The sequence below is a fragment of the uncultured Roseibium sp. genome (assembly GCF_947494555.1).
In the GTDB taxonomy this organism is placed as follows: domain Bacteria; phylum Pseudomonadota; class Alphaproteobacteria; order Rhizobiales; family Stappiaceae; genus Roseibium.
In genome coordinates, this window is sequence record NZ_CANLVF010000001.1 from 942,988 (window position 1) to 958,262 (window position 15,275).

Annotated in this window: 11 protein-coding genes; 4 read left to right on the forward strand and 7 right to left on the reverse strand. The window is 56.2% G+C overall.

Going from position 1 to position 15,275, the window contains the following annotated elements; translation table 11 throughout:
* Positions 1–15: 15 nt before the first annotated feature.
* Complete coding sequence (locus Q0915_RS04255) at positions 16–1,176, reverse strand: GGDEF domain-containing protein (RefSeq protein ID WP_299473702.1); 1,161 nt, start codon at positions 1,174–1,176, stop codon at positions 16–18.
* Positions 1,177–1,886: 710 nt separating this feature from the next.
* Here Q0915_RS04255 and Q0915_RS04260 point away from each other — a divergent pair.
* Complete coding sequence (locus Q0915_RS04260) at positions 1,887–5,600, forward strand: hypothetical protein (RefSeq protein ID WP_299473705.1); 3,714 nt, start codon at positions 1,887–1,889, stop codon at positions 5,598–5,600.
* A gap of 75 nt (positions 5,601–5,675) precedes the next feature.
* Here Q0915_RS04260 and ilvC read toward each other — a convergent pair whose 3' ends face one another.
* Both ilvC and Q0915_RS04270 read right to left on the reverse strand, forming a co-directional pair.
* Positions 5,676–6,695 carry a ketol-acid reductoisomerase gene (gene ilvC / locus Q0915_RS04265; RefSeq protein ID WP_299473707.1) on the reverse strand — a complete coding sequence of 340 codons (1,020 nt, stop codon included), beginning with the start codon at positions 6,693–6,695 and terminating at the stop codon, positions 5,676–5,678.
* Between the two features lie 106 nt (positions 6,696–6,801).
* Complete coding sequence (locus tag Q0915_RS04270; RefSeq protein ID WP_299473710.1) at positions 6,802–7,452, reverse strand: TetR/AcrR family transcriptional regulator; 651 nt, start codon at positions 7,450–7,452, stop codon at positions 6,802–6,804.
* A gap of 1,879 nt (positions 7,453–9,331) precedes the next feature.
* On the opposite strand from Q0915_RS04270, the gene Q0915_RS04275 reads away from it, so the two are divergent.
* Together Q0915_RS04275 and Q0915_RS04280 are read left to right on the forward strand one after the other, a co-directional pair.
* A complete protein-coding gene (locus Q0915_RS04275) occupies positions 9,332–9,922 on the forward strand; it encodes a DJ-1/PfpI family protein (protein WP_299473713.1) in 591 nt (196 codons plus the stop codon).
* A 340-nt stretch (positions 9,923–10,262) separates the two neighbouring features.
* Entirely contained in the window at positions 10,263–10,613 is a 351-nt protein-coding gene (locus tag Q0915_RS04280) for a ribbon-helix-helix domain-containing protein (RefSeq protein ID WP_299473717.1), read from the forward strand.
* Between the two features lie 188 nt (positions 10,614–10,801).
* Here the strand turns inward: Q0915_RS04280 and Q0915_RS04285 are convergent, their stop codons facing one another.
* The 4 genes from Q0915_RS04285 to gatC all read right to left on the reverse strand — a co-directional run bounded on the left by Q0915_RS04285 (position 10,802) and on the right by gatC (position 14,338).
* Positions 10,802–11,908 (reverse strand): NAD(P)/FAD-dependent oxidoreductase, encoded by a 1,107-nt coding sequence (locus Q0915_RS04285; protein ID WP_299473720.1) that lies wholly within the window; start codon positions 11,906–11,908, stop codon positions 10,802–10,804.
* A gap of 158 nt (positions 11,909–12,066) precedes the next feature.
* Positions 12,067–13,551, reverse strand: a complete 1,485-nt coding sequence (gatA, locus tag Q0915_RS04290; protein ID WP_299473723.1) for an Asp-tRNA(Asn)/Glu-tRNA(Gln) amidotransferase subunit GatA — start codon at positions 13,549–13,551, stop codon at positions 12,067–12,069.
* 12 nt (positions 13,552–13,563) lie between these two features.
* The gene (locus Q0915_RS04295) at positions 13,564–14,037 is read right to left on the reverse strand and encodes a GNAT family N-acetyltransferase (RefSeq protein WP_299473726.1); all 474 of its coding nucleotides are present in this window, start codon (positions 14,035–14,037) and stop codon (positions 13,564–13,566) included.
* Between the two features lie 13 nt (positions 14,038–14,050).
* On the reverse strand, positions 14,051–14,338 hold the full coding sequence (gene gatC, locus Q0915_RS04300; protein ID WP_299473729.1) for an Asp-tRNA(Asn)/Glu-tRNA(Gln) amidotransferase subunit GatC: 288 nt from the start codon (positions 14,336–14,338) through the stop codon (positions 14,051–14,053).
* A 255-nt stretch (positions 14,339–14,593) separates the two neighbouring features.
* On the opposite strand from gatC, the gene Q0915_RS04305 reads away from it, so the two are divergent.
* Positions 14,594–15,151, forward strand: coding sequence for a TetR/AcrR family transcriptional regulator (locus Q0915_RS04305; RefSeq protein WP_299473732.1), 558 nt, complete (start codon positions 14,594–14,596; stop codon positions 15,149–15,151).
* The last annotated feature ends 124 nt before the right edge of the window (positions 15,152–15,275 follow it).

A 15,275-nucleotide genomic window follows, 5' to 3' on the forward strand; every position in this document is an offset into this window, starting at 1 on the left:
GCCGGATTTTCCCCGTTACACGGCAACCGGCTTGAGCGACGGTGCAAACGTGACGCAGTTGCGACCATTGTTCTTTGACCGGTAAAGGCTCTCGTCAACAGCCTGTAGCAAGTCCTCCATCACCAACTCGGTTCCGTCGCCGTGATAGATGCCAGCCGAGGCGGTGATCCTGAAATTTGCCGGAGCAAAGTCGAACTGGATTTCAGAGATCCGCTGTCTGAGGCGATCCGCGACCTTGGCTGCGTTTTCCCTGGAGATGTCCGGCAGCAAAACTGCGAACTCTTCGCCGCCAAGCCGTGCGAAACAGTCGTCCTTGCGCAATTGCGCCTTTGTGGCGGCGACGACTTTCACAAGAGCCTGGTCGCCGGCCAGATGACCGAACTGATCGTTGACCTGCTTGAAGTGATCCAGATCGAAATTGAGCAGGCCAAACGTTTTCTTGGAGGAAGCGTGCAGCATGTCCTCAAGGCGTGCCTGGAATTCCCTGCGGTTGTACGCCCCAGTCAAGGGATCCCGCATTGCAGCTTCCTTGTGACGCTGCGCTACTTGCTCGAACGAGAGCGCCGTTGAGAAGGCTCCGGTCAGGCTGACAAACAGCATGGCGCTCATCAGATGCAGGTCCTGCATCATGTCGTTGATCATACCCGGGCCGGCGAATTCGTCGCCTGCGAGCCCGTGAAAGATGCGAAGTCCGCCAACGGCTGCAAGGAAAAAGAAGGCAAGGACGAGCCCGATGACCGAGATTAGTCCATGGAAGTTCTTGGACGTGTAGGCGACGATGGTCGCGACGCAGAGGAGCGTGAATATGACGTTGCCGCCGACATAGGCAAGCATTGGATCGGAAAGCACGTAGGCAAGGACGCCCACCAGCACATAAGAAGCGGCCGGAGCGAATACGTCGCTCAGTTTGTTCGGCAAGCGCGCGAGAACGCGGGCTGCATAAAGATGAAACCCAAATCCGAGCAACAGCAGCGTGTTCGGCAGAACGTAGGCAACAAAAGTCGGAAGCACACGTTCGAAAGCAAAGCAGATCAGAGCGATCGCCAGTAGAGCATTTGCTGCTGCCCAACTGCGCCAATGGGCGTTCGGTGTCACACGAAGTGACATCGACTGAAAAGAAATGGCAAAAATCAGCAGCAAAAGCAGGTTTGCCGAAAAAAGCGTCAAAAGATCCATGTAGACGCACTCCACAAACTGATAGCCGAAACCGGCGGTACAGGAGAGCCTATGGTGAAACTGTTTTAGATGTTGTTAGTGCTGGTTAATAGATTTTCATCAAATTGTACGGGAGTGGAAAATCAAATAGAAATGTCCACTGAAAATAGCACTGACCCCCATAGGCACATGTGCGGATTAACATTTTCTAAAACTCGGCGAAGAATCTACGCGACTTTTATCTAATTTGGTCGAAAAACTGTCTAAAGGCGAAAAAGAGGATTAGTTATCTTAGTCTGGAGATTAAATTATCCGAATAAATTCAGTAATTTATGAATCTTTGGCGTCTTATCAGAGTTGCTTCGAATTTTGCCGGAGAGGTAGTGAAAAAACTCGGCAAACACGTAGAACGGGCATGACGATACACGACTTTCAGCGCCTCTGCCGCAACACCGGCCGGAATTACCGACGAGAATACGGGCGCTGACAGGCCAACCTGAACCTGGCCCGTTGCGAATGAAGAAAAACGCCTTGGCCGCTTCTCAAGTTCTATTTTGGCTGAATTTACTTTGATATTCGAGGCATATTGCCCGACTGAAGCCAATTTGCTTTAAACGAGTTGGGCTTGATTTTTCGCGCTATGGCTGTTTGCCTGTGCGAATGCGCGGGGTTGCGAAATCGTGGGGAGGGACGATCGGCCGATTGCCCCGTTCAGGTTTCTTGGTGGGGCAATGAAGTTAGTCTGGTGTCTTTTTTTAAGTCTTTTCCTTTTCACCACTCAAAGCGATGCGGCCGGCAAATCGGGTGAAACCGGGCGGGATCATTCCTGGCGGGAGGAGCGCGAAGGGCAGGGCGTTTCGGGCTATCAGGGAACAGGATCCGCCCATTTTGGCGGTTTGCCAGATGCCCAGGAACTGGAGCAACTTCTTGCAAGGGAAGCGGCGCAAGATCCGGAAGACCTTTTCCGCTTGGGGCTCGCCTATGAAAACAGCGAGCTTTGGGAGGCGGACTACAAGAAGGCCTTTTCCTATTTTCAAAAGTCTGAAGCGCTGGGCTTTCCCTGGGCGAAGTCGCAGGTGGGTTATTATTACGAAACAGGTCTCGCAGGCCCTCAGGATTACAAAAAGGCAGTTAGACTTTATCAGGAAGGTGCAGATTTCGGTGACAGCTGGAGCGGGCTGCGCCTCGGGTATCTTTATCTGGAAGGCGAAGGCATCCGCCAGCACGACGGGCAGGCCTTTTTCTGGATCCAGTGGGCAAGCCGCGGCGGTGTCCCTGAAGCAACATCCGCACTTGGATGGCTTCATGAAAACGGACGTGGCACGGCGAAAGATCTCACTGAGGCAGCGCGTCTTTACCGCCGCGCCGGTGAAGCAGGCAACATGAACGCCTGGGTCAATCTCGGGCTGATGCATGAAACCGGTGTTTTCGGAACCCCTGACTACGAGCAGGCAACGGCGCTTTATCGAAAAGCCTCTGATGCTGGTTTCAGCCGGGGGAAACACAATCTCGGGATAATGTACTATTGGGGACAAGGTGTAGCGCAGGACCAGGAACACGCTGTTTCACTGTTTAGAAGCGCCGTCGAACTTGGGTATCCCTACGCACACGTTTCTCTTGGTCTTGCCTATGAGCAAGGTTCCGGCATTGCGCAGGATTACGCCAAGGCCGCTGCCGAGTACCAAAAAGCGATAGACGCGGAAGGGTACGCCCGCGCAAAAGCCTACCTTGGCTGGCTTTATCAGGAAGGTCTCGGGGTCGACCGGGACGTGAAGAAATCTCAAGCGCTGTTTGAAGATGCCGCGGCCGAGGGGCAGCCCTTTGCGTTGACGGAGCTCGGATATTCTCTCGTCTTCGGATCGGGTGGCATAACGCAGGATGTTCATCGCGGGCGGCGACTATTGGAGCAAGCTGCTGCCGAAGACTATCTGGCCTCTATCCTTGTTCTGGCAGACATGTACGAAAACGGCACAGGGGTCGCCCGGGACAGCGCGGCCGCATTTCACTTCTACAAACAAGCCGCTGACCTTGGTGATCCGGAGGCATTGGTGTCACTCGGAGATCACTACCTGGACGGTGATCAGGTCGAGCGAGATTTTGACAAAGCGCTTGAGCTCTACAATCAGTCTCTAGACGCCGGAAACAAGAATGCCCTGCTTGATCTGGGATATTTGCATACGGAAACCGACTGGGACGGACACGACTTCCAGAAGGCAATGGAGCATTTCCGCAGAGCTGATGAAGCCGGTGTGGAGAATGCGGCAACATTTTTGGGGATCGCACACTTTCATGGAGAGTGGGCTCCGGAAAACGACCAACTCGCACGTGCCTATTTCAAGCGTGCGGCAGAAAACGGTTTCTACCTTGCCGCAAAATATCTCGGGTACATGGAAGAAGAGGGGTTGGGCGGTCTGACCGAGAAATATGAAGCGGTCCGTCACTATGAACTCGCCGCCGAAGGCGACGAACTCTTTGCAGCACAGCGCCTTGTGACTGCCTTTGGTGACGATGGCTGGATGACGCCGAACCCGAAGAAAGCGCTACGCTGGACGATCCGCGCCGGAGAACTGGGCGATCCGGAGGCGGCCTTTGAAGCGGCGGAAGCACTCTACGGCGATCCGTCACAGAAGAATTTGGAAAAAGCCTCAAATCTTTACCGGGTCGCGGCCGATGACGGTAATCTTGAGGCATCGGTCAAATGGGCGCGCCTGCAGATATTGGGTGAAGTCGAAGGAGCTGACTATTTTGCAGCGATCAAGGAACTGAAGTCAGTCGCAGAAGCGGCGCCGCTGTCGGCTATCGGACCCTTGTCGCAATTGATCAGGAACACAGACGAGGAACCCGCCACTCCGCGAGCGGACGCAGAGCGGGAGCTGTTTCTTGGAATAGCTTATGCCAATGGAATCATTTTCCCGCAGGATGCGGAAAAGGCAGAAACACATTTGCGGCGGAGCTTGTTGAGCTGGGACTTCAGTTCCTCTTCAGGCCAGTTCGCGCTGGCAGTTCTCCTGTTTCAATCTGTTGATCGCGACAGCGAATTTGACCGAGAAATCGTTGAACTACTGAAGAGAGCCGCCAATCGTGGGCATGCCAATGCGCAATTAATCCTCGGCCAGTTTTACGGAAAGGACCTGGGAGACTGGAGCAACTTGGTCGAGAAAAACAATTCCATTGCCTTGAATTGGCTGCGACTAGCAGCGGAACATAATAATCACGCGCGCTATGCCCTGGCCCTGGGAATTGCTGCAGGCTGGGACGAGAATGTCGACACTTCAAGCGGTTACGGAATGCTGGAAGATCTCGCGATAACGGGACACTCCTTGTCTGCCCTGCAGCTTGGAAAATTTTACGCGGACAAATCCAATGGGGTCGATTATCGGCCTGATCTCGCCGCCCATTGGTATCGAAAGGCGGCGCGTTTCGGTGACAGCACATCCATGTTTGAGCTCGGCAAATTGAATGACAAAGGTGAAGTAGAAGGACACTCCCAAGCGATTGCGTTCAAGCACTATCTTGCAGCTGCCGAGGCCGGGCACCCAGAAGCAACGAGAATTGTCGGGGAGCGATACCAACAAGGGAAAGGCGTTGGTAAGAACCTGATCCTTGCTGAAACCTGGCTTCAGAAGTCGGTCGATTTGGATATGTACGGTGCAGACCTCGAGCTCGCGTCTCTTCATGTGGCCGGGGATGAGTTTTCTATCGAAAAGAGACGACAGGCCGTAAATACGCTCCAAAGCTATGTTGATCGGGGTGATCCACGGGCAATGCTTGCGCTCGGCAGAGCCTATATCACAGGTGCGGGTGTTGAAAAAAATCCTGGAACAGGCTTACGGCTGTTTCAAGATGCAAACAATCTTGTGCCCGGTTTGGCCCGTATTCAGATCGCAGAGTACCATTTTTGGGGGGCTGGCGGGGTTGTCAACTACGAACTGGCGTTTGATGGGTTTTCGAAATCTGCCAAGCTTTCAAACCCCGACGCCCAGTATTGGTTGGGTTGGATGTACCAAAATGGTCTTGGAACTGAACGCAACCCGGAAGAAGCTGCGCGACTGTATCGAATCGCTATCGAACATGGCGAACACCGCGCCAAGGTTGCTCTAGGCGTTCTTTACTTCGAAGGGCATGGCGTAAGAAAGGACGAAAGAATGGCAGCTGAATATTTTCAAGAAACAAGTGAGCGCGGAATGGAGAGCGGCCGCGCTAACCTAGGCTGGTTGATGGTGAATGGGTTTGGCGTGCCAAAGAATGTCAAAGAGGGCTTTGCATTGATTGAGCAGGCAGCTTCAAGGGAAGATTCGTATGGTGCTTACTACCTGGCCCAACTTTTAGAAAAAGGTCAGGATCTGAAGCCTAAGCAAGTTAGTGCAATCAACCTCTACAAAATTGCGGCCAGGCACGGGATTGCCGGCGCGATGCAGGCTCTAGAGCGTCTAGAACACAAATAACAATGCGCGCCCTCTGCCAAAGAAAAAGCCGAGCGTCGCTGCCCGGCCTTTTCGTATCAGTAAAGCAGGTCCGGCTTAGTTCTTGGTCTTGTCGACCAGAGCGTTGGACTTGATCCACGGCATCATGCCACGCAGCTTTTCTCCGACTTCTTCGATCTGGTGACCGTCGTTGAGACGGCGGGTCGCCTTGAACTTGGCTGCACCCGCACGGTACTCCTGCATCCATTCTGACGTGAATTTGCCGGTCTGGATGTCTTTCAGAACGCGCTTCATTTCCGCCTTGGTTTCGTCGGTGACGATGCGCGGGCCGGTGACATACTCACCCCATTCAGCCGTGTTGGAGATGGAGTAATTCATGTTTGCGATGCCGCCTTCGTAGATCAGGTCGACGATCAGCTTCACTTCGTGCAGGCACTCGAAATAGGCCATTTCCGGCGCATAGCCGGCTTCGACCAGGGTTTCGAAACCGGCGCGGATCAGCTCGACGAGACCGCCGCAAAGAACAGCCTGTTCGCCGAAGAGGTCGGTCTCGCACTCTTCCTGGAACGTGGTTTCGATGATGCCGGACCGGCCGCCGCCGACGCCGCTGGCGTAGGAAAGGCCGAGGTCGAGTGCGTTGCCGGACGCGTCCTGGTGAACGGCGACCAGGCACGGCACGCCGCCGCCTTTTTCATATTCGCCGCGCACCGTGTGGCCTGGGCCCTTCGGTGCAACCATCAGAACGTCGACGGAGGATTTCGGCTCGATCAGGCCGAAATGGACATTGAGGCCGTGTGCGAAGGCAATCGCAGCGCCGTCGCGGATGTTGGCGGCGATGTGGTCCTTGTAGATGTCCGCCTGCAGTTCGTCCGGCGTCGCCATCATCATCAGGTCGGCCCAGGCAGCTGCCTCTGCGACGGTCATGACCTTGAAGCCATCGGCTTCGGCCTTGAGGGCGGTTGTGGAGCCTTCGCGCAGCGCGACGGCAATGTTCGGCACGCCGCTGTCCTTCAGGTTCATGGCATGGGCGCGGCCCTGCGAGCCGTAACCGATGATGGCGACTTTTTTGGACTTGATCAGATTGATATCTGCGTCACGATCGTAATAAACGCGCATGGGTTCCTTTCTCCCGTTTGCATTCTCGTTTTTGGCGTAAGGCCGGACTTTTCCGCCGGTCTTGTTTGTTTATTGAACTGTTCCCTTGCGGAGTGGCTCCGGAGCCTCAGGCTCCAAACAGCCGGTAAAAGCGGTCAACGGCGGTCTCGGCCTGTGACTTGTGATCCCGCTCGGCTGTGCTGGCGCTTTCACCGAGCAGGAAACGGATGTGAACGTCGCGGATCGCCAGTCCGTAAAGCACCTGGTAGGCGTCCTCCGCGTCGTCAAATTTCAAAAGCCCGTGGCGGCGTCCGCTTTCCAGCATGGTCCGGGCACGCGCCGAGATCATGTGTTTGCCGCGTACAAGCAGCAGATGACCAAGCCGATTGGAATTGGTGTTGGACTGGCCGATGGAGAGCCTGTTGAGCGCCAGCGATGTTTCGGAGAACAGAACCCCGAGAAGCGCTTCAACAAATGCGGTGACATGGGCGCGAAACGTATCTGCGTCAGCTGTCGCCCCGGATTCTGAGGGAAACTGCACCTGACTTGCCTGATAGGCGACAACGGCAGCCAGCAGTCCGTCCCGGTCTCCAAACCACTTGTAGAGACTTTCCTTGGAACAGCTTGCCGTGCGCGCAAGCCCGGCCGTTGTCAGAGCCTTTTCGCCACCTTCCACCAAAAGCATCAAGGCATGTTGCAGCACCACCTGCTGACGCGGCGAAAACTCCGGCGCAGCATCCGGACGGGAAGTGGCGATGTCATAGGCGGCAGCAGGCATGAGTATTGTCTTGACTGGAATACAGGTGATCTGTGCGCAGAACCGTACGGTACGGTTCGGTGTGCGTTATGGCATTTGGGCGAGGGGAGGTCAAGAGAGGTTTTCGTTTTTTCGAAGTGGCGGGGGCGTGTTGAAACACACACGTCTTGAAAGACTACAAACTGCTCGCGATATTTGTAGCGGGCTTTTAAAGGAGGCAATGGTTGTACGATCATAATGCGAAGGTCGCGGGCTGGATAACTGCCAGAGCGGTGTTGGAGGTCGTTGTTCTGCCTGGCCTCGTGGGGTTGTATTTGTTGGCACACCATATTTTTGATCGTTCAGGTCTTGTCGATGTCGCTGCGACAGTTACTAAGGTGAGTGAAGTCTGCCGAGCAGAAAAAAGGGACTCGGCTAGTCCTCCGAACGACCTCTTGCTGCAAGGCGAGTTCGCATTTGATTGTGTCCGATTTCAAGCGTTAGTTGCCCAGGGTCTCAAGGCGAATGACTACAGAGTCGTCGAGGCAAGTAAGGTGAGTTTCCGGTATAGGTCTCCTTCTGACAATCAAGTGCATGTCGGGTCCGGTATCCTTGACAGCAGAGATGTAGTCGTTGGAGACGAGGTCCAGATCAAAGCCTCCAGATCCGACTTCAGAAAGACGGTTGTAAATCCGAATGGCGCATAAGGCGTGGTACCCAGTCTTTCGTGCCAGCGCTTGGGTCCTTCCTCAGGATGAGGCCATCTATTCAACTGTCTTCCCGTGGCGACGCGGCGGGACAAAAAGGATCCTTCAGAGATTGTTGCCCCGGACTGCGGTATGAGTGGCGGACCGTGAACCGGTCGTGGGCACCAGCTGAAAAATTTGGTTGGACAAGTGCTTACTGGATCCCTGCCTGCGCAGGGATGACAAGGAAAAGGTCGGACTCGGTCTCATGAAATTTCATGACTAGCGCTTGCACTTTGTCATCGCACATTCGATCGGGGGGCTTTGTCTGTTCAACCGGATGCGGGTCCCGGCTCAACGCCGATGACCCATATGACATTGACAACTGCTTTCGGGTGAAGTCTCGACGGTGTCGTCGCCTCAGCGCCGTCCCGGACTTGATTTGGGACCTGTAAGGTTTGAGCAAGTAGGAGGTCACGGCTCACGGCCGGGATAGCGAAGGTGTTATGGCAAGCCTAGGCTGCAGAATTTGATGTTGTTTCGAGAGCGTGTTTTTCCAAGTATCTCGTTCCTCCCAGTGCCGTCCCGGACTTGATCCGGGACCTTGTACAGTTTGAGCAAGAAGGAGGCCCCGGCTCAATGCCGGGACAACGCAGTTGCTATCGTAAGCCTAAGCTGAAAGGTTTCGTGCCGTTTCAGGACGCGGTTCTTTTAAAAACCTCGGTTGTGCCCGCCTCCGAGCGAGGATCCAATGCCTGGTGCAGCAATATCGGGCTTACGTCGTTTTGCGTTGCTCAGCGGCCCTTTCAATTGAACCTGCGCATGCACGGGCCTGGATTGGATCCCCGGTCAAGTCGGGGATGACTGATCGCGGTAATCGTCAGAAGTTTCGAGTCTTCCTCAGAGCCAGAGCAGCTAGGTAACAATGATGACTATTTGACGGTATATCTCAGGGCGGTTTTCTGCCCTTTGCCGTCCCGGACTTGATCCGGGACCTTGTTCGATCAGCGAGATTTAGGTCACGGCTCACGGCCGGGATAGCGCAGTTGCCATCGTATGCGTAAGCCGGAAGGTTTGGTGCCGTCTATCACCGGTGATTCTCCAAGCGCCTCGGTCATCTCCGCCTAATCCTGTGAATTCGAAAAAATCTCCTGTAGTAGTCGCCTAATACCCGTTCAATCCCTTTGCCTGTTAGCCTTTCTCCATCGTTGTTGAACACTCAGGGAGGATTGGACATGAGTGCGAAGGTCCTGATGATTACCGGAGATTTTACCGAAGACTACGAGACCATGGTGCCGTTCCAGACGCTGCTAGCCATGGGCTATCAGGTCGATGCGGTGTGTCCGGGCAAGAAAGCAGGTGAAGCGGTAGCGACCTGCATCCATGATTTTGAAGGCGACCAGACCTACACCGAAAAGCGCGGCCACAATTTCAAGCTGAACGCAACATTTGCCGAGGTGGATGTTGCCGGTTACGACGCGTTGGTCATTCCGGGTGGCCGGGCACCGGAATATCTGCGCCTCGACGGTGCTGTTATCGCTGCGGTGAGGCATTTCATGGACGCCGGCAAACCGGTCGCTGCGATCTGCCACGGTGCGCAAATCCTGACCGCGGCGGACGTTATCAACGGCAGAACGGTGTCCGCATATCCGGCGTGCCGTCCGGAAGTGGAACTTGCCGGTGCGACCTATGCCGATATCGCCGTCGATGCAGCGGTGACTGATGGCAATCTCGTGACCGCCCCGGCCTGGCCCGCCCATCCGGCCTGGTTGGCGCAGTTCATTGCGGTGCTTGGTGGCTCGGCGGCCGGGTCACTTGCAGCCTGATCGGGTTGGGTTCAGGCACGGCATTCAGGTCGATCCTTCGAGACGGACCTGACGGTCCTCCTCAGGATGAGGTTTGGTGAACCTGGCCGCCTTTCCGTCTCGCTGCGCGCAGCCTTGTCATCCCGACTTGATCCGGGATGACAACCGGGGCGTGGATTGCCCTACGACCTCATCCTGAGGAGCGCGTCAGCGCGTCTCGAAGGATAGGCCTCGGATCCAGAGCCTTGCCGTGTTTGAAGCAGAAGAGCGGCAGGCCTTTGCCGGGCCGGTTGGCCTTCCGTGGAGAGACCTTATATTGGAGCAGGGCCGCCGGAGCCGAGAATTTGGACGGGAGGACGTCATGTGCAAACTGTTTATCGAAGCCGATCCCTCACTTTGGGAGAGCAGCACAAAGTCACTGCGCATCGACGGGATGGTGACCTCCGTTCGCCTGGAGACCTTCTTCTGGAACGTGCTGGACGAGATCGCCGGCCGCGACGGCATGAATGTCGTCCAGCTGATCACCCGGCTTCACAACGAAAGCATCGATGCCGGGCACGATCTCGGCAATTTCACAAGTTTCCTGAGGGTTTGCTGCGGCCGTTATCTCGCGCTGCAGCTTTCAGGTGATGTCCCGACCGACACGCGCCTTCCCATCGCAGGGCTGGACGCCGATGAAATTCTGGAGGCGGAGAGCGCTCGGGTGCACTGATTGGAATACGTCTCGACGGTCGAGATACGTTCCCGGCATGGGGAGCGAAATCAAGCCTGATTATCATCTCAAAAGTTTGCGGGTTTAGAGACGAACTCAGTCGCGTCGTTTGTGATTGGGCAACTGCATCAAGGCGGAGCTGGGACCCTATCATGTCGAGGAGGTCGCAGTGAACAAGGGGCGCGTTTTTATGCGCCTGCATCCAACCTTTCCACCACCTCATCCCCAATTGCCAAAGACGACGTCAGACCCGGGGACTCAATCCCGTAGAGCGCGACAAGACCCTCCAGGCCATGAGCTTCGGGGCCTTCGATCCTGAAGTCGGCGGCCGGTTCACCCGGTCCGGCGATCTTGGGGCGGATGCCGCAATAGTCCGGGATGAGGCTTTCATCCGGAAGACCCGGCCAATAGCTGCGGATCGCATTGTAGAACCTGTCGCCGCGACCAGCGTCGACGTCGTAGTCTATGTCATCGACCCATTCGACATCGGGTCCAAAGCGCGCCTGACGTTGAAGATCGAGTGTCAGATGGACGCCAAGACCACCTGGCTCGGGGGCCGGATAAATGAGATGGGAAAAGGGTGCTTTGCCCTGAAGTTTGAAGTAGTTGCCCTTGGCCAGATAGGTCTTCGGGGCGTTCGCACCCTCGATCTCTGCCATCAGGCTCGGCGCTGAATGGCCGGCAGAAACGATGAGTTCCCGGCAGGTGAGGGGCGTTTCATCACTGTCGGGCGTTCTGACCTGGACAGCATAGCCATGATGGACGCGTTCAATGCGAAAAACGTCCGCATTCAGAACCACCTGCCCGCCGTGAGCCTCAAGGCTGCCCTGAAGCGCGAGCATATATCCGTGGCTGTCGATGATGCCCGTGGAGGGCGACCAGAGCGCGCCGACGCAATCGAGTTTTGGTTCGAGGTCCGCAAGCTTTCTGCGGTCTAAAATAACCAGATCGTCGAGACCGGTGTCTTGCGCCTGGCGATGCAATCGTTCCAGTTCCGGTATCTGGGTGTCGTTTGAGGCGACGATCAGTTTTCCAAGCCGTTTGTGGGCGATGCCGTTTTCGGCGCAGAACGCGTAGAGCTGGTTCTTGCCGGGCAGACATAGCTTCGCTTTCAGGCTGCCGGGTCGGTAGTAGATCCCGGCGTGAATAACTTCGGAATTGCGGGCGCTCGTTTCCGATCCGATCAGGCCATGACGCTCCAGAACCATGACATCGCGGCCGCGCATTGCCAGCGCGCGGCCAATCGCAAGTCCAATGACACCGGCGCCGATAACGAGGGTTTCGATGTCATGCATTCAGGTCACCAATAATCAGAGCAATTGGAGGGGCAGTAGGGGTGTCTTCATACCCTGCGCCACCCCGGCTTGGAGCCGGGGCCTTGTTCGCAAACTGCGGGTTTGTGGTCCCGGATCGTGTCCGGGACTGCACGGGCGCGACAACTCTGTTGAATGGCTCAGCCCCACCACTTTTCCGGTTCGAACGAGCCTGCGGCATCTTCAATGACCTGGCCGACCTGGAAGAGGGTTGCTTCATCGAACGGCTTGCCGATCAGCTGAAGCCCGAGCGGAAGCCCGTCCTTGTCGAGACCGGCGGGAACGGCGATGCCCGGCAAACCGGCCATGTTCACCGTGACCGTGAAAATGTCGTTCAGATACATTTTCACCGGATCTGCGTGAAGTTCCTGATCTGCCACCCCGAAAGCGGCAGACGGGGTTGCCGGTGTCAGGATTGCGTCGACGCCGTTTGCCCAGGCAAGATCAAAGTCGCGTTTGATCAGCGTGCGGACCTTCTGAGCCTTCAGATAATAGGCGTCATAGTAGCCGGCGGAGAGCACGTAAGTGCCAATGAGGACACGGCGCTTGACCTCGTCGCCAAAGCCTTCCGCACGTGTGTTTTCGTACATTTCGACAATATCTTTGCCGGGAACACGCAAGCCGTAGCGAACGCCGTCGTAACGGGCAAGGTTGGAGGATGCTTCCGCGGGCGCAACGATGTAATAGGCTGGCAGCGCGTATTTGGTGTGCGGCATCGAGATATCGACAATCTCGGCGCCGGCGTCCTTCAGCCATGCGATGCCCTTCTGCCACAGCTCTTCAATTTCGCCCGGCATGCCGTCCATGCGGTATTCCGCCGGAATGCCGATCTTCAGTCCCTTGACCGACTTGCCGATGGCCGCCTCGTAGTCGGGGACTTCAATGTCGACAGACGTCGTGTCCTTAGGATCGATTGATGCCATCGATTTCAAAAGGATTGCGCTGTCGCGCACCGTGTGGGCGATCGGGCCGGCCTGATCGAGCGAGGAGGCAAAGGCAACGATGCCCCAGCGCGAGCAGCGGCCATAGGTCGGTTTGATGCCGACGGTGCCCGTGAAGGCTGCCGGTTGACGTATCGAGCCGCCGGTGTCGGTCGCGGTCGCCCCCATGCAAAGACGCGCGGCAACAGCTGTTGCCGAACCGCCGGAAGATCCTCCCGGAACAAGGTCCTGGTTGGAGTCCTTTTTGCGCCATGGGTTGATCACATCGCCGTAGTAGGAAGTCTCGTTGGAAGACCCCATCGCAAACTCGTCCATGTTGAGTTTGCCAAGCATGACCGCGCCGTCCGACCAGAGGTTGCTGGTGACGGTGGATTCATAGGCGGGCTTGAAGCTGTCGAGGATATGGCTGCAGGCCTGCGTATGTGCGCCCTTTGTCGCGAACAGGTCCTTGATACCGAGTGGAATGCCCTCAAGCGCGCCGCCATTGCCTCCGGCGAGCTTGGTGTCGGACGCCCTGGCCATGTCACGCGCCCGGTCGGCGGTGATGCTGACAAAAGCGTTGAGTTGCCCGTTGGCGGCCTCAATGTTCGAAAGGAACGCGTCGGTCAGTTCGAGTGAAGTGTAGTCCTTGTTTTTCAGCCCCTCGCGGGCGTCGGCAATGGTCAGTTTGGTCAGGTCGGTCATGACTTGGTTCTTTCAGCTGGCCGCAAGGGGCCTTGAATAAAATACGGAATAGGGACTGTCGGGATAGTCGAGCACCGGTCCACAGCGGTTGAAGCCGGCGCGCTCATAGATGCGCCAGGCCGCCTGGTGCTTGTCGCCGGTTTCCAGAACGAGTGAGTTAAATCCTTCACTTTGCGCAAGCAGAACAATCCGCTCGAGGATCTTGCCGCCCAGGCCCTGCCCCTGATAGGCGGGGCGCGTATACATGCGCTTGACCTCAGCAATCCCGTTTGCGTGCCGGTGAAGTGCGCCACAGGCCGCCGCATCGCCGTCAACCCTGGCCACAAAAACGGTGGTCGCATCACCGGCCATTTCCTGGACCGACAAGTGATAACACGCTTCGGGTGGCGACAAGGTCAAAAGCACCTCGTTCAGCTCCGCAATCATCGCGCCCATGTCCTCAGACAAGGGTGTCTCGATCGAGATGACAGTGGCTTGGGGCGACATTGCCAAACAGACCTTATTCGACGACTTTCGGGACCATGAAGAAATGATCTTCGGAAACCGGCGCGTTGAGCGTAATATCGTCGGCCTTGTTGCCGTCGGTTATGCCGTCAACACGTTTCTTCATGGTCTGTTCGACCACAGACGTCATCGGCTCGACGCCGTCGATATTGACTTCGTCGAGCTGTTCGACAAACCCGAGAATGGCGTTGAGCTCACCCGTCATCCGGGTGGCGTCCTCTTCGCTGACCTTGATGCGTGCCAGTCTGGCAACGCGTTTCACAGTGTCGGTATCGACAGACATGGGATCCTCGTCTTGCTAAATATTCGCGTCCGCTGGGATGAATCGGAATGTGTTATGTGCAGGTTCGGGACCTGCGTTCGTGGCCGCTTATAGCTAAAATCGGAGCATCCGGGTGTGAATTCGCATTGGATTCAGCCCAGATCAGAATTATACGGTACCCATTGGAACCGTAATTCTAGTTGCTGGATCATAACCTTCGTACTTCGGGCGAATAAACAGGAGGGTGAGTTGAGGGGGCGGCCCAAGGAAAACCGGGTGAGTGATGCGCTTCTTAACGCAACACTCGTTGAACTCGCGGAGGGCGGATATGCTGGTACAACCATCGCCGGGATCGCTCGGCGGGCGGGGACAAGCAAACAGGCGATCTACAGGCGCTTTCCGGACAAGACGGCACTCGCCGCCGCAGCGCTGGCGAACGGCTTTCTGGCTTTCAGGCCGGATCCACCGCTGCGAGGCAGCGTTGCGGAAGACCTGCGGCGGTATCTCATTGGTCTTGCAAAAACGCTGACCGAAACACCGCTTGGTGGCGCGATCAGATCCCTTTCCTCTTACCGGCACATTCCGGAAATTGCCGCTGTTTTTGAGGAAGCGGAAAACGGCCAGCGTCTGGCGTTACGGCAAGTCTTGATCGCAACCCCGTTTGAAGCCGACATGGAGACAAGGATCGATCTTTTGCTTGGGTTGGTGTCTTTCGGCATGCTGGTTCGCGGATATGTTCCCACCGCGTATGAGTTCGAAAGGGCAATTCACCTTGTTCTGGGCCTTGTTGCTCCACGAGATCCCCGGCCTTTTTCCGGGCTTCCCGGCACGTGAAGGTGGTGGAAATCACATTTTCTAGCAAGCTCCTTTCATCTCTGTGATCAAAGGTTATTGGCCATTTACCGCGTCAAGGGACATGTTTGCACCAGCACGGTGCAAAAAGACGCCGCGCGTAACG